The sequence below is a fragment of the Burkholderia sp. BCC0397 genome (genome assembly GCF_902832865.1).
Taxonomy (GTDB): domain Bacteria; phylum Pseudomonadota; class Gammaproteobacteria; order Burkholderiales; family Burkholderiaceae; genus Burkholderia.
Map to the genome: position 1 here is coordinate 254795 of NZ_CADFDL010000008.1, position 20238 is coordinate 275032.

General features: G+C 63.6%; 11 protein-coding genes. 2 read left to right on the forward strand and 9 right to left on the reverse strand.

Annotated features, from left to right (window positions below; genetic code table 11):
- Nucleotides 1-511 precede the first annotated feature (511 nt).
- Genes HWX03_RS24255 through HWX03_RS24270 form a run of 4 tightly spaced genes read right to left on the reverse strand, consistent with a single transcriptional unit; the run spans nucleotide 512 to nucleotide 4804 of the window.
- A complete protein-coding gene (locus tag HWX03_RS24255) occupies nucleotides 512-964 on the reverse strand; it encodes a hypothetical protein (RefSeq protein ID WP_175872935.1) in 453 nt (150 codons plus the stop codon).
- Nucleotides 964-2373, reverse strand: a complete 1410-nt coding sequence (locus tag HWX03_RS24260) for a phosphatase PAP2/dual specificity phosphatase family protein (RefSeq protein ID WP_175872936.1) — start codon at nucleotides 2371-2373, stop codon at nucleotides 964-966. The genes HWX03_RS24255 and HWX03_RS24260 overlap by 1 nt, the downstream gene beginning before the upstream one ends.
- Nucleotides 2370-4139: a bifunctional alpha/beta hydrolase/class I SAM-dependent methyltransferase gene (locus HWX03_RS24265; RefSeq protein ID WP_175872937.1), complete on the reverse strand. Its 1770-nt coding sequence runs from the start codon at nucleotides 4137-4139 to the stop codon at nucleotides 2370-2372. The genes HWX03_RS24260 and HWX03_RS24265 overlap by 4 nt, the downstream gene beginning before the upstream one ends.
- Nucleotides 4140-4198: 59 nt before the next feature.
- The gene (locus HWX03_RS24270) at nucleotides 4199-4804 is read right to left on the reverse strand and encodes a CDP-alcohol phosphatidyltransferase family protein (RefSeq protein ID WP_175872938.1); all 606 of its coding nucleotides are present in this window, start codon (nucleotides 4802-4804) and stop codon (nucleotides 4199-4201) included.
- A gap of 469 nt (nucleotides 4805-5273) precedes the next feature.
- Here HWX03_RS24270 and HWX03_RS24275 point away from each other — a divergent pair, with 469 nt between their 5' ends.
- The gene (locus HWX03_RS24275) at nucleotides 5274-5906 is read left to right on the forward strand and encodes a lysophospholipid acyltransferase family protein (RefSeq protein WP_175820070.1); all 633 of its coding nucleotides are present in this window, start codon (nucleotides 5274-5276) and stop codon (nucleotides 5904-5906) included.
- A 37-nt stretch (nucleotides 5907-5943) separates the two neighbouring features.
- Nucleotides 5944-6873, forward strand: a complete 930-nt coding sequence (locus HWX03_RS24280) for a phosphatidate cytidylyltransferase (protein WP_059837105.1) — start codon at nucleotides 5944-5946, stop codon at nucleotides 6871-6873.
- 234 nt (nucleotides 6874-7107) lie between these two features.
- Here the strand turns inward: HWX03_RS24280 and HWX03_RS24285 are convergent, their stop codons facing one another.
- From HWX03_RS24285 to HWX03_RS24305, 5 genes are all read right to left on the reverse strand, one after another.
- Nucleotides 7108-8847: a ShlB/FhaC/HecB family hemolysin secretion/activation protein gene (locus HWX03_RS24285; RefSeq protein ID WP_175872939.1), complete on the reverse strand. Its 1740-nt coding sequence runs from the start codon at nucleotides 8845-8847 to the stop codon at nucleotides 7108-7110.
- A gap of 35 nt (nucleotides 8848-8882) precedes the next feature.
- The gene (locus HWX03_RS24290) at nucleotides 8883-9065 is read right to left on the reverse strand and encodes a hypothetical protein (protein ID WP_175872940.1); all 183 of its coding nucleotides are present in this window, start codon (nucleotides 9063-9065) and stop codon (nucleotides 8883-8885) included.
- Nucleotides 9066-9488: 423 nt separating this feature from the next.
- Entirely contained in the window at nucleotides 9489-9950 is a 462-nt protein-coding gene (locus HWX03_RS24295) for a hypothetical protein (RefSeq protein ID WP_175872941.1), read from the reverse strand.
- Entirely contained in the window at nucleotides 9944-10621 is a 678-nt protein-coding gene (locus HWX03_RS24300) for a polymorphic toxin type 22 domain-containing protein (RefSeq protein WP_175872942.1), read from the reverse strand. The genes HWX03_RS24295 and HWX03_RS24300 overlap by 7 nt, the downstream gene beginning before the upstream one ends.
- Before the next feature lie 380 nt (nucleotides 10622-11001).
- The gene (locus HWX03_RS24305; protein ID WP_175872943.1) at nucleotides 11002-20142 is read right to left on the reverse strand and encodes a hemagglutinin repeat-containing protein; all 9141 of its coding nucleotides are present in this window, start codon (nucleotides 20140-20142) and stop codon (nucleotides 11002-11004) included.
- Nucleotides 20143-20238 lie beyond the last annotated feature (96 nt).

Below are 20238 nucleotides of genomic sequence, written 5' to 3' on the forward strand. Positions count from 1 at the left end.
GCCGGCAGGCCGACACGGCATGCTGCCGGCGCGCGACGGCTGGCCCGGCACCGGCTACGGTCCGTTGCGGACCGCCGAAACGCGCTGCCGCGAGCGGCGCGTATGCTACCGCAAGCACGCACTGCGCGACGGATTTTCTTCGCGGAAAACTGATTTGAATCAATTCATCGACACCGCCACCCGCTCCCGGGCGTGCAGCGGCGCGGCGCCGGTCGATATCGCGACGACCCGGGCCCCGAGATTCGGAGCACGATCGCTCACGGCCGGTTTCCGCCAATAACGCGCGTGCGCCCTGCCAGATCTCGGCGTTCCGCGAGGTCGGGCTTGCGCGGAGCGCGCGGCAAGCCGGCGAATCCGCCGAATTCGACAGCGGGCGCTCCGGCCGGGTGTCGGCGTCGGCAGCGCAGAGCGATCGGCCGATGGCACCCGTAAGAAAAACGGACTGGCCGCGCATTCGAAACAGACGACGCAAGGAACCAACTGAACGCGGTCGCCGCGTACAGGCGCCGTGCTAGCCGGTCGGCGACACCGCGATCGCGATCCCGACGACGAGCCACTGCACGACCGCCACGAGCACGGCGGCACGGCACAGCCCGACCGCGCCGCGCACGCGCGCGTCGAGCGTGCGCCCGGCCTTCGTCGCATCGATCCAGCCCAGATCGGCGAGCGCGCGGTCGAGCGCCGCGAGCCCGTCGTCGACCGACCCGTCGCCGTCCACCGCCCGGGCGAGCGCGGCAAACAGCCGCCGGTCGATCTCGATGCGCGCCGCGTACCACAGCGCCGCGATCCCCGATCCTGTGCTGACGGCGGCCAGCAGCACGCGGGTGAGCGTCGCCAGCGGCCAGCCCGCCGCGATCCATCCGCCCGCGCCGGCCGCGGCCACCGCGGCCGCGATCGCCCACACGCCTGCATCGAGCGTGCCGCGCGCGGCGGCGATCCTGAACGGGGCGGACGGATCGCGCATCACACGCGCCCCGCGTCGCGACGGCGATCGATCCACTGCTGCAGCACGGCCACACCGTCATCCGACCACACCGCGTGCGGCCGGACCGCGCGCACCGCGGCCAGCGCGTCGCGCGCATCCGCCAGCCCGCGCCGCGCCGCGAGCCACGCAGCCGCGCACAGCACGCTGCGCCCATAGCCGAGCGCGCAACAGACCAGCACGTCGCGCCCTTCGCCGTGCAGGCGTTCGAGCGCCGCGACGGCCTGCGCGAGCTGTGCCGCCGTCGGCGCGACGAGGTCGAGCTGCGGCACCGACGCATACGCGAGCGATGCATCGGCGGCGGCCCAGCGCGGCATCTCGGCGGTCAGGTCGACCAGCGCGGTGAAGCCGTGGCGCCGGATGTCGCGCGTCGTCGGCGTCCGCCCGATCGACACGCGTTCGTCGATCCGCACCGGCGCCGGCTGCCGGAACGTCCACAGCCGCGAATTGACGAACGCGCCGGCGATCGTCGGCGCGAGCAGCCAGCCGATGAAGACCGGAACCCGCCCGTGCGCATCCTTCTGGAATGCGCCGGGCGCGCCGCGCCGGTAGGCCCATGCGACGCAGGCGAGCGCCAGCGCGACCCACCCTGCCGCCAGCGCCCAGCCCGGCGCGCGCGGCACGCACGCCAGCGCCGCGAGTGCGACCAGCGTGGCACCGAGCACATAGCGGCGCGCGAGCGCGCGACCGGGCGCGGACGGTGACGCATCGACGCCCGGCAAGCGGCCCGCGGCATCACGCAGCGGAAACAGGAACAGTGCGAGACAGCCGACGGCCGCCCCGGTCGGCACGTCGATCGCGTGATGCTGGTAGGTCGTCAGCACCGACACGCCGATCGCCGCGAACCACAGATGCAGCACGACGCGCGCGAACGTGCCGCTCAGGTGCCTCGCATAGACGGCCCACAGCACGACGAGCAACCCGATATGCAGCGACGGCGCCTGGTTGAACGGCTTGTCGAAGCCCATCAGCAGCGTGAACAGCGCGCCGGCCATGCCGCCCGCGTCGGGCCGTTCGAAGCCGAAGCGCAGCGGCCACGCAATGAAGCACGCGACCGACACCAGCTGCACGGTCAGCAGCCGCTTCACGTGATCGAGCAGATCGTCGCGGCGCGTCCAGAAGAAGAACGACAGCGCGTACAGCAGGTCGATCGACCAGTACGGCACGATCGTCCACGGCACGAACGGGATCGCATGCTCCCAGTCGAACGCGAACGTCGGCACCGCAGCGCGGCGCGCGGCGAGCCAGTTCGCGAAGCCGTACGTCGAGAAGAACACGGCGCCCATCGCCACGAGCCAGCCGAAGCGCAGCACGAACGACGCGTCGCGCGCGCCGGCCGCCGGCTCGGCCAGCCCGCCACCCGCGCCCGCGCCGCCGCCGAGCGCGCTCATGACGCGTCGACCCGCTGCGCGAGGCTGACCGTGAAGATGCCCATCTCGTCGATCCGCTGGTCGAGCTTGCGGAAACCCGCGCGCGCGACGAGCTCGTCCATTTCGGCCTGCGAACGGCGGCGCATCACCCAGGTCGACTCGCCGCGGTGATTGTTCAGCGCGCGCGCGATGAATTCGAGCTGCGGATGCCACGGCTGCCCCGTATAGACGAGATAGCCGCCCGGCGGCACGGCCTGCGCGAGCCCGCGCAGCGAGCGCTCGATCAGCGCGTTCTCGCCGAACAGCTCGTACAGCCCCGACACGATCGCCAGCGTCGGCCGCGGCTCGAGCGTCGCGAGCGACGCCTCGTCGAACGCGTCGCCGCGTTCGAAGCGCGCGATCGGCTCGAGGCCGCGCTGCGCGATCAGCACGCGCCCGGCCTCGACGTTCGGCGGGCTGTAGTCGCGCAGCGTGATGTCGTCGGGCGCCGCGCCGTCGCGTTCGGCGGCCGTCGCGATCGCATCGAGCACGTAGCGCCCGTGGCCGGCCGCGATGTCGACGATCCGCACCGGCGAGCCGTGCCCGCGCAGGCGGCCGATCGCCGTGCCGATCAGTTCCTGCAGATGCACCTTGCGCTGGCGGATGCCGGCCCAGCCCGGCGAATCGAGATACGTGCGGTCGATCAGCGCGCCGATGCCGAACCGCCCCTGCGCGCGGTTGCGGTACACGTAGTCGAGTGTCGAACCCGAATCGAAGCCGAGCCGCAGCCCGAGCGCGATGCCGTCCGACAGCGCGCCGCCGGCTTTCAGGCCGGCGCGCGTGAGCGCCCAGTACGCACGCGCGAACACGTTGGCTGGCGGCCGGCCGAGCGCCGCGTATTCGTCGTGGAACGCGCCGCGCCGGTCCGCATCGGCGAGCGACACGCGCGGGCTCGGCGCATCGAACTCGCGCAGCACGAACGCACGCAGCGGCGCGAGCGCCTGCGCACGGTCGCGCTCGCCGAGCGTGTCGTGATAGAAGCCCGGCAGCACGATGCGCTCCTTGCGCGCCGAGCCGAGCCGTTCGAAGAAGCGGTCCTGCGGGCCGCGATGCACGACCCAGTCGGCGCCCGAGATCAGCAACTGCGTCGGCACGGTGATCGCGGCCGCGTCGGCGACGATCCGCTGCGCGGTATCGTGCAGGTCGAGTAGCATGTTGACCGCGATCGGCCGCGTGATCAGCGGATCGGACGCGTAGCTCGCGATCCGTTCGGGATCGTGCGTGAGGAATTTCGGCTTCACGTAGCTGTTCACGTAGAACAGCCCGCGCAGCTTGTGCATCAGCCGCAGCCCGGGCCGCGCGAACGGCACGTAGAGCTTGATGTGAAACGCCGGCGACGCGACGACGAGCGCGCGGATCGGCGGCGCGTAGTCGTGCGCCCAGGTCGCCGCGAGCACCGCGCCGACGCTCTGGCCGATGACGGCCATATCGTCGATCGCGATGCCATGCGTGTCGCGGATATGCTCGACGAAGGTCTGCAGGTCGCGCACCGACGCGGCCGCGCTCGGGCTGTAGCCGCGCGCGCCCGGCGAGCGGCCGTGGCCGCGCGCATCCCAGGCGAAAAAGGCGAAATCCGGCAGGTCGAGCTCGTCGACGAGGTGCGCGACGCGCGCCGAATGTTCGTGCCCGCGATGCAGCAGCACGATGGCGCCGCGGCAGCGTGCGCCCGTCGCGGGCCAGTGACGATAGAACAGCGTTTCGCCGTCGTGCGTGATGAAGTCGGCCTCACGGGCCGTGCGTGTGCTCATGCGATCTCTCTCGTTTCGTTATTCGAATGATGTGGCGCCGCCCTCCGGCGCCCGGCCCGTCAGCCGCCCGCTTCGGCAATGCCGGCCTGCACGCGCCGCACCGCCGTCACGATCGACAGCACGATCAGCAGCCGCCACAGCCACGCGGCGACGCTGCCGACCGGCAAACCGAAGCCGATCCACAGCGCGAACGCGCCGAGGGCCAGCGCCCGGTCGCTCTTGCCGAACGGGCCGTCGTAGCGGCGCGTCGCGCCGACGAGCGGGCCGATCAGCCCCGCGCATTCGACGATCACCGCCGTCAGCGCGAACAGCCAGACGTCCGCCGGCGCGAACGCGGGAATGGCGAGGAACGGCAGCACGAGCGCGACGTCGGACACGATGTCGCCCAGCTCGTTCAGGTATGCGCCGAGCGTGCTCTTCTGCCCGTGCTCGCGCGCGAGCATCCCGTCGATCGCATTGAGCGCCATCCGCGCGAACAGCCATAGCGGAATCAGCAGGAACAGCGCGCGGGCGAACACGCCGAGCCCGGCGAGCGCGCCGACGACGATCGAGCCGCCGGCCGCGAACAGCGTGACCTGGTTGGCCGTGACGCCGCGTTCGGCGAGCGAATTCGCGAACGGGCGCAGACGGTTCTGGAATTTGGGTTTGAGTGCGTAGAGGCTCATCGTTTCGTATTCGTATTATTCGCGCGGCACAGTCGGATACGTTTCCCGCCGCCCTGCCCCGGGCGGCGAAACGGCCGTCGTCGGCCTGGATTGAACGGCCCTCATCGTCGCCGAGCGGCCTCGATGCGTCAAGCATGCAGGCCCGCCCCGCCCGCGTGGCGCCAATCTGGCGTTTTTCGGCGAAACTCGCGATAATCCGCTGGCCCGATCGCAGCGAGATCCCTTCGAACTGCAGACGGGCACTCGTGCAACAGCCGATTATCACGCCGCCGACCGGCGCATTCGCCGCGACGCAACAGCGTGCGACGGCGAATCGTCCGATTATCGCGGACCTGCGACAGGCAGCCACGAAATTGAAAAAATTTAAACAAGAGCCGTCCGGCGCGCATCCTGCCGCGCCGGCATTCCGGGGTTCCGTCCGCCGCGCATGCGCAGCGGGCCGGGCATGCACGCAGGAGGCCACGCGCCGATGAACATCGTCAACGTCTGGCAGCGCGACTTCCTGCTGTCCATCGTGCGGCTCGTCGCCGGCGCGTATCCCGTCTGGCATCAGGCGCCGCCGTCCCCGACCCAGAAGATCTATTTCTCGAACCATACGAGCCACATCGACACGCTCGCGATCCTCGCCGCGCTGCCGCGCGACGTGCGCGCGGTCGTGCGGCCGGTCGCCGCGCGCGACTACTGGGACAGCAGCGACCTGAAGCGTCACATCGCGCAGAAGCTGCTGAACGTCGTGCTGATCGACCGTCACCGCGAAAACGGCGGCGACCCGTTGGAGCCGGTGCGCGACGCGCTGCGGCAGGGCCACTCGATCATCATCTTCCCGGAAGGCACGCGCGGCGCCGACGTATTGCCGCAGCCGTTCAAGAGCGGGCTGTTCCATCTCGCGACCGAGTTCCCGGACGTCGCGCTCGCGCCCGTCTACCTCGAGAACCTGCAGCGCATCATGCCGAAGGGCGCAATCTGGCCCGTGCCGCTGATCTGCAAGGTGCATTTCGGGGCGAACGAAGCGCTCGGCGCCGACGAAGACAAGCCGACGTTCCTCGCCCGCATGCGCGACGCGGTCGTCGCGCTCGCGCCGCCGCAACGGCCGGCCGGCTGAACGCGGCGCTCCCTTCTCCCTTTTCCGGATATCAACCATGCGAACCCTCTTCTGGGAACTGGTCGCGGGCGTCACGGGCGTGCTCGTCGTCGCGACCGTGATCGGCGCGATCCTCGGCGCACGCAGCGGCGGCACCAGCGCGACCATCGTCAACCTGAACCAGCGCATCCGCGCGTGGTGGGCGATGATCGCGATCATGGCCGTCGCGATCGGCCTCGGCAACAACGTCACGTACCTGGTGTTCGCGCTGCTGTCGTACCTGACGCTGCGCGAATTCATCACGCTCACGCCGACCACCGCGAGCGACCATACGACGCTCTTCATCGCGTTCTTCATCGCGATCCCCGTGCAGTACCTGCTGCTCGGCATCAACTGGTACGGGATGTACTCGATCTTCGTGCCCGTGCACCTGTTCTTCGCAATGTCGCTCGTGTCGGCGCTCACGCAGGACACGCGTGAATTCCTGAGCCGCAACGCGAAGATCAACTGGGCGCTGATGGTGTGCGTGTACGGACTGAGCCACGCGCCGGCCGTGCTGATCCTCGACATTCCGCGCTACGCCGGCCAGAACGCGCTGCTGCTGTTCTTCTTCCTGTTCGTCGTGCAGATCAGCGACGTGCTGCAATACGTGGTCGGCAAGCTGTTCGGACGCCGCAAGATCGCGCCGCAGCTGTCGCCGTCGAAGACGATCGAGGGCTTCGTCGGCGGCGGCCTGCTGGCCACGCTGTGCGGCGCCTCGCTGTATCGCGTGACGCCGTTCAGCTTCGGCGCGGCGTTCGGCATCTCGCTCGCGATCGTGATCGCGGGCTTCGTCGGCGGGCTCGTGCTGTCGGCGGTCAAGCGCTCGCTCGGCACAAAGGACTGGGGCTCGATGATCGCCGGCCACGGCGGGATGCTCGATCGCGTCGATTCGATCTGCTTCGCCGCGCCGGTGTTCTTCCACCTGGTGCGCTACCTGTACGTGTGATGCGCGGGCGGCGCAACGCCGCCCGTCGTACGCCAAAACTTGTCGCCGATCGAGCACCGTGTCGATCGTCCAGCTGAAGTGGCACTGGCAAGCCTGGCGTTCGAACATCGATAGCCGGCCAACTGTTCGCGAACAAGACTGCAGCGATCTGCGCGGTCAGCAACACCGTCGGTTCCCGGTCCTCGTCGTCGTTATCGAATCCATGAAGCGCCGGTCGGATTGATCGCGTACTCATCAAAACTGGGCCGTCAGCTGGAATCCGAGCGTGACCCGGTTCGTCGGAAAGCCGGACGGCTTGTACACCGGCGTACCGGCGAACAGGTCGTAGCCGTACCCGCCGAAACGCGTCGCGACGCTGCCCTTCACGCCGATCACCGCGCCGGCCAGTTGCGTGCCGACCAGCGCGATCGGTTGCGGGCCCCACACTCGACCGTAGTCGAGCCCCGCGTAGACCGCCATCCCCGTCTGCCCGATCGGCGCCTGAAGCTCGTTGCGCCAGTAGAAACCGCGAGAAGCCGCCAGCATCGTCTCTCCATCGAAGCCGCGTACCGTGTAGCGGCTGCCGATCGTCAGGTCGTCGATGTAGTAGAGCGTGTTGCCCGTGTACTGGCCGTGGAATGTCGTGACGTAGCGAAACGGCTGCTGCGCGATCGCGAACGGCACCGACAGGTTCGCGTCGAGCACCGCCATCTTGTAACGGTAGGTCGGGCCGCCGTCGGATGCCAGCATGTCGTCCTGCGCGCCGAACGCGCCGATGCCCTGCCGGTACACGAGCGTCCCGTCGAACTGCGCGTTGCCGAAGTAGTGGCGATCAGTCAGGCCAAACTCGACGAACGTATTGTTGCGACGCTGCTGCGGAATTTCGGTGTCTTCGATGAAGCTCTGACCGAAGCGGCGCGACAGCCGGAACTGTGCCCCGAACACGTCGTTCTGGCTGCGCGACAGCACGCGGTTCAGCTTGAAGTCGACGGTCTTCGAATTGCCGCTCGCAACGAAGGTCTGGTTCACGCCAGCGACCTGCTGGTAGTACGTGCTCGTGTATGCGGAAAGCGTCGCGGTCCAGTACCCCCACGGGATCGAATAGAAGCCGTTCCAGCCGTGCGAGCCAAGCCGCTTGTCGCCGAATTCGAGATCCTGGCTCATACCGATGTTGAAGATGTCGTTCAGGCCGAGCGGGTTGTCGATGCCGAGCGACAGGTTGCCCTGCAGTCGGCCGGTCGCGCGTGTGCCCGAATTGTCGATCGAGGCGACGACCGTCCACGGCTTGCCGCGCTTCACATCGAGCACGACGTCACTTTCGCCTGGCACATCGGCCGGCACGATCTGCATCGACACGTCCTGGCTCGACACCCGTTTCATCTGCTCGAGGCCCTGTTCGAGATCGCGCAGGTTCAGCAGTTCGCCGTCACCGGTCGGGAAGGCGGTTTTCCAGGTGCCGCGGAGCTTCTCGTCGGCGAAACGCACGTGGCGGATCACGCCGGAAATCAGCGAAAACTTGAGGATACCGGTCGACAGATCCTGTTCGGGCAACAGCACGCGCGTGGTGACGTACCCGCGCGCCAGGATCGCTTGCGACAAGCCCTTGACGAGCACGTCGAGCCCCTGTTTGCCGACGCACTGGCCTGTGTAGTGCTCGAGCCATTCGCGCGCGAAGGCGAAGCGATCCATCGGCAACGCCGACGCGCCTTGCGATTTCAGGGATGCAGGCAGTGCATCGGGTACGTCGAGTGCGAAATGCTCGATGCGAAAGCACGGCGTTTCGGACGGCAGCACTGGATACGCAGCACTCGCCGTCACACCAGAACGCACCCCGGGCGCGGTGACTGCCCGTTCGCGTTCACGAGCCTCTTCCTGCTGTCGGGTTTGCTGGTCGTTGCCTGGAACAATCAGACGCGGAGCTTCTTGCGCCGACACACCGGTCACGATAAACAGCAGTGCTGCGGCAGCCAAATTCCCTCGGCGAATAATTTTCATGTTTTTCTAGATATGAGTCGTTGACTACAACCGAATCATGCGCATTCGTCAAGGATGCGACTGCTTATTAACGCGACCAGCACACTGATCGCCGAGAAAAGTCCAGAAATAAATGCACGGGTGGCAGCCACACGAATCCAATCAGCAGGATGCTGCTCGTGCATCATCTTGCCCCCACTATTCCGGATTTTTGCTTCCGCCAACTGCTTGCTATCCAACCATCCTACTTTCCAAGAAATGCCTCAGTCTAAAAATATATTCTTCAATGGCACGAAAATTACGAAGCCCATAATTTCAGCGAAAGAGCACCAGCAGATAATTTTATGCACACGTTTTTTCGGAACAGATTAAATTGGCGCCCCCCTGGCCACCATCTAACTCAAACTTCCCTCAACCAATCCAGAATCCCATGTCAACCAAATTTTTTATCAAAAAATATTCTTTAGCATCACGCACGCAATGAAACTCACAATCGCAACGAAGACAATAACCCCACCATCTTCTGAAACAGTGTTTTTTAATCATGCAATTCCAACAAAATTTATTATTCCGATTTATCTTGATCTACATTACATTCCCAGACCACCCTACATTATGTGCCCGTCAGAATTTCAGGATGTGGCCATCAGTTAGCAAACTACTCAACGCGCCTCGCCAGTACGTAGTAAACGCTGGCACTTAGAAATACTCGCAGCATCGAAAATCATTGCTATCGAACCATTCCTATCAGCTGTCGGAGCAGTTACTGATGCAAAAGCACCACCCTTACAAAGCGACAATTCGTTAGCCTCCTTTTTAACTGGCACCCATCCGCGTGCAAGCAATGTATTGCCGTAGGCTCTCTCTAGATCAACGCCCCATGTTTTCCGATCAACACTCAGCAAGAGATAAACTCTCGCGAACGTTGTCTTTTCATTATTGTCATAACGAACAACACGCCCACCATCATTAATAATCGCTCGCATATCGTCACGCATCATCGCCAATTGGTCGAATAGTTGGCCTTGCGTAGGATCAGCTTGACAAGATCGAACAAAGCTGACCATTGCCACCGCGAAAATCGCAATTATCAAAAATTGAAACCACGTTTTAAATTTCACCAACGGGAACCTCCGACAGGCTTCGATACCGTAACACCAGTTGAAACTCCGGGTGTACCAACCCCAAACTCAATAGATGTCTGACCACCAATCGAATGATTCAATCCTATGCAAACGCCAAGCATACATCCGCCGATCGGAATTGCGGCTCCGTTAAGGAAATTATTGGTTTCAAGCGTGGGGGAATCGCCTGGAAACAACAGATACCCAAACATAATATTCCCAGAGGGTGAAAACGGATTTGCCTTTCCACCGCCCACGTATATCTGGCCATCATGCAAGTTCACGGATGTTCCGTAGGCGACGCTCATACCGGATCCATTTGCGGAAGAATAATCCGGCGCCCGAAAACCAGGCCCTGCCGGCTTGCCCGAGTTGCTCGCCAACGCAACCTGCTCGGGCGTTGGCGAGCCGTCCTTATTTCCGAACATGAGCGGATTATTGTAGTACTGGTCCTTGGCAAACAGTCCACCACCGTTCTGGTTAATATAAGCTACCGCTGTCGAATCACCACCCGGTCCTTTGCTGGCTGCTGCATCCACCAAACGATATCCATTCACCAGCAACATGTTCTGTGCTTGATCGATCGTAATGTCTTGCCCGGTTTTCTGCTTATAGAACGCCACGAAGTCCTTCGCGCGATCTTGCGCCCACTTCCGTTCGTCCGGATGCAACTGCCGATTGAATCGGTCAGCGTTATACCCAGAGAACGCTCCCGCTTCACCGCCAACTGCGGCACCGGCCCCCGTCGCAAGTCACAGCCGATCAATATCACGTAAGCGATGAAACCCAACATCGTAGCAAAACAGCACCATCAGATGATTTTATGTGCACGCGCTTTCGGAACAGATGTAATTGACGACCCCATGGTTACCACCTAACCCCAGTTATCCCTTTATCCACATAGAAGCCCCAGTCAACTGAATGTTTTATCAAAATAAAATGTTCTTTATCACCACGTATACAATAAAACCCATAATTGCAATGAAGACAAGAACTCCCACCGCCTTCTGCAATCGTGTTTTTGGAGTTGATCCTGGAATGCCAACCATATTTACCACCCAATTCCTGTTTTACCTTGATCGATACTGTAGCCACCACCAACGCCACCGATATTGGTATTCTTCCCAGCGCTAACGCCACCACCAACACCAATAATCGTTGCCGTTCCATTGCCTGGCGAATTCATAATCCCTGCGCCAAATATACCGTATGCACCAGTCATCCCGCCAGCATAGCCGCCAGCGAAGTTATTCGTTTGGCCGGGAGCAACGCTTGTTTGATTGAGCCAACCAGCAGTAATGCTTGCTGATGCCTGGACTGGATTGGGAAGTGCCATATTTACCCCAGTCCCGAAGTACGCGTGACCATCTCGTGTAAACGTTCCCCACACACTTCCTACAAAGTAGTCGACTTGGAAATTCACAAAGTCTGGGGCCCTCACCAATCCCGGATTCGAGCCCGTCGTCGTCGACTGATAGGAGAATCCGCTGCCCTGCGCTCCCTTCGCAATATACGCCTGCAAATCCGGATCACCTGGCCCCAATGATTGCGTCCATACTGTTTGCCCGGCTCTATTCACACCGTACTGCGTCCATTCCGTCCCGTCTTGCGGCTTATCACCCGACGCAACCCGCACATTGCCCGGCAGCATCCCGCCATCCGACGTCACCAGATTCATCTGTGCCATTTGGTCCGCGATTTGCTCCACCGTGTACTTACCACCGCTCTCCGTCGCCAGCTTCTTCGCCAGCGTCAGTTCCTTCGCCTTGCTGTCCTCGTGTAACTGCCGATTGAACCGGTCAACGTTGTTTCCCGAGAACGCCCCGGATTCACCGCCCACGACACCGCCGGCCCCAGTAGCAAGCGCGTTCGCCACGATGTTCCCCAGCGCCTGATTCATATTGGCGTTGCCGGTCGGATCGCTCCCCGCGATCGCACTGCTCAGCTCGTTCAGCTTGCCCGACGCGATCGACGCAATCGCTGCGCCAGCTGCGCCACCGACCGCGTTGCCGCCCGCCAGTCCAGTCACCAGCGCCGCGCCTGCACCTTGCATCAGTGCGCGATTCGCTCCGCCTTCCTTCCAAGCATCGACACCTGCCTGGTCACCATTCTTCTCGGCTTGCCGTTTCATCTCGTCGGCGTAGTCTCCGATCCGGCGCGACACCGCTTCACCAGCCGCGCTGGCCGCGGCCATCATGTCCGACTGCTTGGCCAGCAGGTTCTGCATGTCCGGCAGTTTGGCGACTGTTCCGTTCGTGTTCGTCGTATCGCGGTTCAAGCTCGCCACGTCCTGCTTCTGGTTTGCCGAATCCGTGATCGTCACTGTTCCCGCGCTGACTCCGCTCTTCGTCGTCGCGCTATCACTACCGCTGTCGTTCTGGCCAAGCATAGGCGCTGCACCACCCGCATTCTTGCCCGACGTGCTGCCGTGCGTGCTGTAGTTCATCCCGCCGTCGCCGGTCGTCGCACCCGCACTGAAGCCGCTCGAGCTCGCATCGTAATGCGATTGGTTCTGGATGTCCGAGAAGGACAGGGAACCTGTCGTCAGCGAATTCTTCGACGCATCCGCTTGACTTGCGATGAGTCCACCCTTCAGGTCGGTATTACCGGTGACATTGATATTGAAACCGCCGTCACCTGCTTGAATCCCGGCTTGCTCATTGACGCCCGCATAGCTGCCCGACGCGTTGCCCTTGCTCTGGCTGAAGCTCGCACTGGCACCGCCCTGACTGATGCTGAAGCCGCCACCCGAACTCGACTGATGCGCCGCGCTCGACAACGTGTCCTGCACGCTGACGATGTTCAGGTTTCCACCCACGTCGGCGTTCACCTGATTGCCCTTCACGTTCGAGCCGATGATGTTCGTATCGCCGCCCGAGATGATCGTCACATTGTTTGCAGCATTCACATGGCTGTTGTTCTGCGTGGCCAGATCGCTGTTACCGTCGCCGTTGGCCTTCGACATCGCCGCGGAAACACCGAACCCGCCGGTGCCGACCGACACGCCCACGCTCGCGCTCTTCGACTCGTTCGTGCTGCGAGTCGAATCGGTGTCCGTCGTATTGACGATATTGACTTGATTTTTTGCAGCCAGAATCACGTCGTTTGCGTTCACATTCGAGCCGGCGATCGTCACGTTGCCGCTGCCAGCCTGACCGTTGCCGGTTGCCGCAAACGCCACCGTTCCGCCCGCATTCACATTCGAGCCGCGATTCGTCACGCTGTCTTCGGAGAACGCGCTCTTGCTGTGACTGCTGCCGACACTGACTTCGACCTTGAACTGAGGCGTTTCGCCCGCCCCCAGCGCCCGGACCACATCGCCCGCAGCCATGTTCGCATCCCATGCCGCGCTCGCCGCAGCCATTCCGTGCAGCGCTGCTGCCCGGCCATCCTGACTGCTGCCGGACGCGCGCGACTGCCCCACCGCATTCGACACCGCGTCGATCACCGGCGCTTTCAGCGCCAGCGTCAGGCCGCTCTTCGAGACTTCCTGCGTTTCACCGCGGTAGTTCTTGTCCTGCGCCGCATCAATCGTTACGTTCGCGCCTGTCCCGCTGAGATTCTTCGCTGCGATCAGGTCGCTTCCGGTCACATGCAAGTCGTTTCCAGCCGTGATGCTGAGGTTACCCTTCAGCGAACCGATCGTGCTGCCGTTGTTCGACACCTCGGCCGTCTGACTGGTCGTCTTCAGCGAACTGCTGCCGACCGACACCGACAGTCCCCCGCCCGACATTAGCCCGGATTCCTTCTTGTTGTAGTAGCTCGACGACTGCAAGGTGTCCTGCGACGTCGTGACCGTCACGTTGCGCGCTGCCGCGAGCGTCACATCATTCGTTCCGACGATGGTGCTGCCCTGAACATTGACGTCCTTGCCGCTGACAATGTTCACGCCGTCCGCCGACACCAGACTGCCGCGATTGAGCGTCATCGTCTGGTCGATCCCACTCGCAACCTTCACGCCGCTCACCACATTGCTATGGCTATGCGTTTCATGCGAGTTCAGCTCGTGCGTTTCGGTTGCCGCGCCGATATTCACATCGCCGCTCGCCATCAGATTCGCATTGCCTTTATCCAGGCTGACCGTGCTGCCGCTGATCGTGAGATCCTTGCCCGACGCCAATGTGACGGTATCGCCGCCCTTGAGCGTCGTGCCAGTGAGTGCCTGATCCGACGTGTGCAGCGTCTCCGCATAGCTGCCGTGACTGTCGCTGCCGGAACTGTTGCTGTTCACCGTCGATGTCGTGCTCGCCGCGCCGAGCGTCACGTTGCCCTTGGCGGCGATCGTGCCACCCTGGCCGAGGTCGATCTGCGCGCCCTTCGCCGTCAGGTCTCCGCCGACGCCGATGCTCGATTGCCCACCTACCGTCACCGAGCTACCGGTGACCTTGTTGATGTCGGTGTTCGACACGCCGTTCGCCCGCTGCACGATCTTGTGCTCGCCTGTCTGGACCGCACCGAGATCCCAGTTGCCGCCGACGTTCATCCCGAGATTACCGCCGATCGACAGGTTGCCCGCGTTCTGCTGGAAGTTGCCGCCAGTGACGATCGACGCATTGCCCGCGACGTCCAGCTTCGCTGTCGGCCCGAGCGTCGTCACCACGCTCGTGGCACCGTCGCGGCTCACGCGCGTGTTCGTCTTCGTCGCCGTATCGAGAATCAGGTCCTTGCCGGCATCCAGTTGCAGACTGCCAGCCTTCACGTTCGCCGACGTCAGGTCGATGTTGTTCTCGGTCTTCAGCGACATCAGTCCGCCGCTTTGCAGCGCGCCGAACGCGTTGTCGATCTGCTTGCCCTGAATCGCGAGCGTATTGTCTGCCTTGATCGTGCCGCTGTTCGTGAACGACTGCGCGTTCTGGAAATCGATGTTCGTCGCGCTGATCAATGGGCCATTGACATTCTGCTGGCTGGCTTTCGCGAGATACACGACTGGCACGAGCACCGACTGGCCGTCGACCACGCGCGTTTCCATCATGATCACGTTGCTGGTCAGCTTCGACACCTGCTCGGCCGACAGGCTCGCGCCCATCGGCAGATCGAGCGACTTCGACAGATCCGCGCCCGCCGTCATCAACGATTGGTACATCGTCTGCAAGTCGGCATACGGCCCCAGCACCGCCTTGCCGGTCAGCGCCGTCACCTGATTGCGCACGAGTTGCTGTTCATAGAAGCCGTCGCCGAGACGCTTCGGAATATGCGTGAGGTCGACGCCGAGTTGACCGAAGAAGTAGTCGCTCGAAATGAAGTTCTTCTGGTTCGTGAACGCCGGGTTCGTCTCGATCACGTAGTTCGCATTCGGCGCGGTAGTCGGCCGGTACAACCCACCCTGCGGAATCGTGAGGTTGTTCAGCACGTTCAGCGCCGTCGCACTGGCGATGATCGGATCGACCGGCGCCGGCGGACCGCCGTGCACCGACGATGCGCCCGATTTTGCGCCGCTCGCGTTGCCGCTCAAGTTCGTGGGCGTGAGGCCCGGCACCGATTGCCCCGGCAACAAGCCGAGCGACGGAATCGATGCGTTACCGGCCGTGTTGCTGACGCTGACGCCCGTCCCCGAGATCGTGCCGTTGGAACTCAGCGTCGAAAAGTAGCCCGGCAGCGTGTAATCCTTGATCGACGCCGGTGCCGCCTGCGTATAGCCGCCTGGACGCCCCGTCACGAACGGCGCGTTGCCGAACGGCAGTTGCCAGTCGTGTTCGGTGTTGTCGTAGTTGTTGTAGTGATATTGGCCCGAGTACGAAACCGTCACGCCCGGCAGTTTCTGGCCGGACGCTGCCCAGCCATCGGCGTCGTAGCGGGCCGGCATCTTGATGTCGCCGACCGCCGCGATGTTGCTCCAGTAGTTTTGCAGCGTGCCGGCCGACGACGCATCGATCCTGCCACCCGACACGATCTGGGCGGCCGGGCTAATGTCCGTTACCGTCGTCGCCGTCGCGCTGTCCGCATAGTACGTCGTCTTCTGGTAGCCGCTGTTCCACTGCCCGCCATGAGGCGGATCGGTCGGAACCCCGCCCACGAAATCCAGAAAGAGTTCACGCTGTTCAGGCTTGCTCAGGTCGACCCAGTGCACGTCACGGCCGGCGCAGGCCTCCATGTGGACCGCCACGCATCCGGACATGCTGATGCCGAACTGCGCGAGCAATGCCGGATCGATCTGACCGGTGGACGTCTTCATCACGCGGCGCGTGCTCGTGATCTTGTCGGCATGCAGTTCCATGTCGCCGCCGGACTGGATCAGCGCCGATACATTGTTGACGAGCCCCGAGTTCGTGTAGTTGCCGCTCGCGTCCTTGCCGCCCGCCAGCACGACCTTGCCCATGCCAAAGATGGCGGTCGTCGCCATTGAATCGGTCGCGGTCGTGTCGTCGCGGTTTTCGATGTCGTGCGCCAGGATTTCCAGCGTGCCGCTGCTATCCGACGCACCGATCAGCGCGGTCGGCCCGAGGTTCGAGATCGTATTCGTCGCGTTGAGCGAGGCGCTGGCGCCCACGAGCGCGCCGGTATTGATCAGGTTGGTCGATTGCGTATGCAGCAGGCCGCCGGCAGTCAGGGCGCCCACATTGACGATGTTGCCCGCGTTGACGCTCAGGTTGTTGACCGATTGCAGATTCGCGTTGTTCGTGAAGGTGCCGGGCAGCGTGAAGGCGAGATCGTGACCAACATTGAACTGCGTGTCGGATGCCGCCGTGTAGTCGCCCTGCAGATTCACGTTCGCGTCGTGCGTTGCGCTGTATGTGCCGCCGCCCTGCAGCGTGGCCGCCGCAACCGACAGGTCATGCGTCGAGCTGATCTGGCCGTTCGTGTTCGTGATCGCGCCGGTCGTCGTGACGTCCACGTCGCCGTTCGAATTCGTGACGTTGCCAATGGTGCCGCCGCTGTTGTCCAGGGTGTTGCCTTGAACATGCAGCGATGCGCCACTGAGCTGACCGCCTTGCGTGTTGCTGATCGACGCCGCGCTGACCGTCACATCGCCGTTGCCGGTAATCGCACCCATGCCCGCTACGCCGCTGGCGTGGCTGTTGGCGATCTGGCTGCCGCCTTGCACCGTCATCTTGCCCGCACCGAGGTCGACAATGGCGCCGTCCGCGTTGTCGATCGAGGCCGATTGAATGTCGAGTGTGCTGGTGTCGCCCGCTGTCGACTGTCCGGCCTGGATGTGGCCACCCCGGTTTGACAGGGCACCGCCGCCCTTCAATGACAGCGATGCATCCGATCGAAGCAGGCCCTGCGCGTTGTTCATGTCGCCCGCAATCGTGGCGTTGATGCCGCGCTGCGCGGCGAGGATACCGCTGACGTTGTTCCAGGAAGCCGCGTCGACGGTGGCTTGCCCCTTCGTCACGATGGTGCCCGACGCGTTGTTCAGCACGTTCGATCCGTTGCCCGGCGCGATCGTCAGCGTACCCGTGCCAGCGTGCGTAATGGTGCCGCCCGCGTTGTTCAGCTCGGCGGGGTCAAGCGTCAGGTCCGTGGCGTTGGTCTGAATCACACCGGCCGCCGAGTTGTCGAGCGTGCCGCTGACATTGATGTCCATCGCCGACGAGCCGTATTGCGTGATCGTACCGCGGTGGTTCACGAGGTTGGCGGCCGTCAGCGCAAGCTGATTGGCTTCGAGCTTGCCGCCGCTGTTGTCGAGCGTCGAATCGGCGGTGACGGACAGGTTCGGCGCGACGATCGAGCCGCCCTGGTTCGTCATCGAGCCGGTGCGGATCGTCGCGTTCGTGCTGGCACCGATCTGGCCGCCGTCGTTCGACAACGTACCGCTTGTGACACTTACGTCCGTGTTCGACAACAGCTTGCCGCTCGCATTGTTCAGCATGCCGCCGACGGTTGCCGTCAGTCCGTTCTGCGCATTGATCGAGCCCGCCGCGTTGTTCAGCGTGCCGGTTTGCGCGACGACGCGCCCGTTGCTAGCGATCGCGCCACCCACGTTCGACACCGAACCCGTGCCACCGCCAAGCGTCAGCGTGCCGTTGCCGGCATGGGTGATCGTGCCGCCGTCGTTGACGATTGCCGTCGGTGCGAGCGTCAGGTCGGTACTGTTGGTTTGCAGCGTGCCGCCACTGGAATTGTCGAGCGTGCCTGACACGTCCACGCTCATCGCGCTGGTGCCGGTCTGTGTGATCGTGCCGCCGTGATTCATGAGATCCGTCGCGTTCAACGACACCTGGTCGGCCTGTACGGTGCCCGCGCTGTTGTCGAGCGTCGTACCAGTCAGCGCGGCCGTCCGACCGACGATCGAGCCGCCGTTATTGACCAGGTGCGCGCCCGCATCGACAGCCACCTTTTGCGCAGCCTGCAGCGTGCCGCTGCCGTTGTCGATCGACTGCCCCGATACACGAAGATTCGTGTTGGATGTGATCGCACCGCGATTGACAACGTTTGCGCCTTGAACCGACACATCGCCATTGCCGGCGATGACGCCGCCTTGCGCGCCGTTCGCCGTCACGCCCGCTGCGTTGGTCAACTGGCTGCTGGTCGTCACAGAGAGACCGTCGCTGTTGAGCGACGTAATCCGACCCGCCGTGTTGTCCAGTGACGCACCAGCCACCATCATGCCCGCCGCGCTTTGGATGGTGCCCTGGTTGTTCGCGATGGCGCCGCCCCGCACGTCCGCCGTGCTTTCGGATACCAGTTCGCCGGACTGGTTGGCGATCTGGCCGGCGACATTCACCGACAACGGACCCTGCGACGATACCTTGCCGCCTTGGTTCGACAGGTTGCCGCCGGTCAGCATCGTGCTGCCGCCACTCGACAGGCTACCGTGGTCGTTGATCACCGTGCCCATCGCGTTCGCGTGAATAGCGCCTTGCGCGCTCGTCGTTGCGTTCGACAGGTTCACGTCGCCGGCCGTCGCGTTCAGCGACAGATTGCCGTTCGTCGCCGTCTGGCTGCCGGCGAGATTTACGCTGCCGCCCGTCAGCGACGCATTGCCGCCTGCGACATTCTGGCCGGTCGCGGTCAGTTGGCCCGACGCAGTGAGGTTCAGGTCGCCGCTGTGCGCGACGGAACCGTCGTTGTTCACGCCCGCGCCGAGCGTGCCGGTCGAGTTGACGCTGCCAGCGTTGACCGTCGTGTTCTGCTGCGCCGCGAGCGTCCCGGTGTTCGTGAGATCGGCGGCGGTGTTCGCCGACAGCGATTGCTGCGCATACGTGGTACCGCTGTTCTGGATGCCGCCTGCGGCCGACAGCGCCATATTGCCGCTTGCCGTGGTCTTGCCCGTGAGCACGAGCCGGCCGTTCGACTGCAACGTCAGGTCGCCTGCCTGCGCGGCGATGGTGCCGGCGTTGGCCACCCCCACACCAAACTCGTTCGATGCGAGGACGATCCTATTGGCATACATACCGCCCAACTGGCTCACGTCGATCGCGACTACCGGAGCGGAGCCGTCACCGGCGATCGGCGTCGCAGCAAGCGTGTCGTGATTGACCTGAGCCGCGCCTGCGATCACGTTCAGGTTCTTCGCATAGATGGCGGAGTTGACCTGTACAGCACGGGCGATAAGGTCCACCTGATCGGTACCGGTTGCGTTCAAGCCGGCACCCGAGACGGTCACGAGCCCGCGGTTGACGTTGTACCCGGCGAGCGAACCATCGGCGCCGTAGTACGGTACGCCGGTCGTCAAGGTCGCGCGACTGGTATTCAGGAAGGTTCCACCGTCGACAAAAATCCCGGACGGATTCGCCAGGACGAGCTCCGCGCGGGCGCCTGCGATCTCCACGGCGCCGCGAATTTGAGAGGGGTTCGGGCTGTTGACCTGGTTGACGATGATCCGAGCGGCCTGCCCGGCTCCGTAATTCGGGTTGCCGTTGATCCAGCCCGCCTGCTGTGTCTGAACCATCGTGGCCGAGTTGTTCAGGATCGCGCCGGCCTTTTGGACATCGAACTGATTGTAGGTATTGACCGATACGCCGGCGCCTGAAGGCTTGGCCACGTTGACTTGGGGCAGACCGTTCGGCGTCTGGATCACCTGTGTGCTGGTGCCCGGCGTCGGGATGATCTGCGCACCGGACAGGGTGGGCAACATGCCGAGCGCGGCGACACCTGCCATCACAACGCGAACGCCAGACGACGATGAACGCAGCCGCGCACGCGCCTCGCCCGTTGCCGATTTCCCCTCGGCCGTCGCCGTCGCGGCGACGGCAACCACCATACCCCGAAGCCTGAAATACACCAGGCGATGCGTATTCTTGTTCATTCTCGCCGACGCGGCCTGCGTCCGTTCGTTTGGTTATTGAACGCGAGCTTACTGAAACATCGAAAAACGACTGTCAAATATTGCCAAGATGTTGAA

Excerpts from the sequence above, each read along its gene's own strand:
- HWX03_RS24255 (WP_175872935.1), bottom strand. The coding sequence starts at position 964 with ATGCGCGATCCGTCCGCCCCGTTCAGGATCGCCGCCGCGCGCGGCACG.
- HWX03_RS24275 (WP_175820070.1), top strand. The coding sequence starts at position 5,274 with ATGAACATCGTCAACGTCTGGCAGCGCGACTTCCTGCTGTCCATCGTG.
- HWX03_RS24260 (WP_175872936.1), bottom strand. The coding sequence starts at position 2,373 with ATGAGCGCGCTCGGCGGCGGCGCGGGCGCGGGTGGCGGGCTGGCCGAG.
- HWX03_RS24265 (WP_175872937.1), bottom strand. The coding sequence starts at position 4,139 with ATGAGCACACGCACGGCCCGTGAGGCCGACTTCATCACGCACGACGGC.
- HWX03_RS24305 (WP_175872943.1), bottom strand. The coding sequence starts at position 20,142 with ATGAACAAGAATACGCATCGCCTGGTGTATTTCAGGCTTCGGGGTATG.
- HWX03_RS24270 (WP_175872938.1), bottom strand. The coding sequence starts at position 4,804 with ATGAGCCTCTACGCACTCAAACCCAAATTCCAGAACCGTCTGCGCCCG.
- HWX03_RS24280 (WP_059837105.1), top strand. The coding sequence starts at position 5,944 with ATGCGAACCCTCTTCTGGGAACTGGTCGCGGGCGTCACGGGCGTGCTC.
- HWX03_RS24285 (WP_175872939.1), bottom strand. The coding sequence starts at position 8,847 with ATGAAAATTATTCGCCGAGGGAATTTGGCTGCCGCAGCACTGCTGTTT.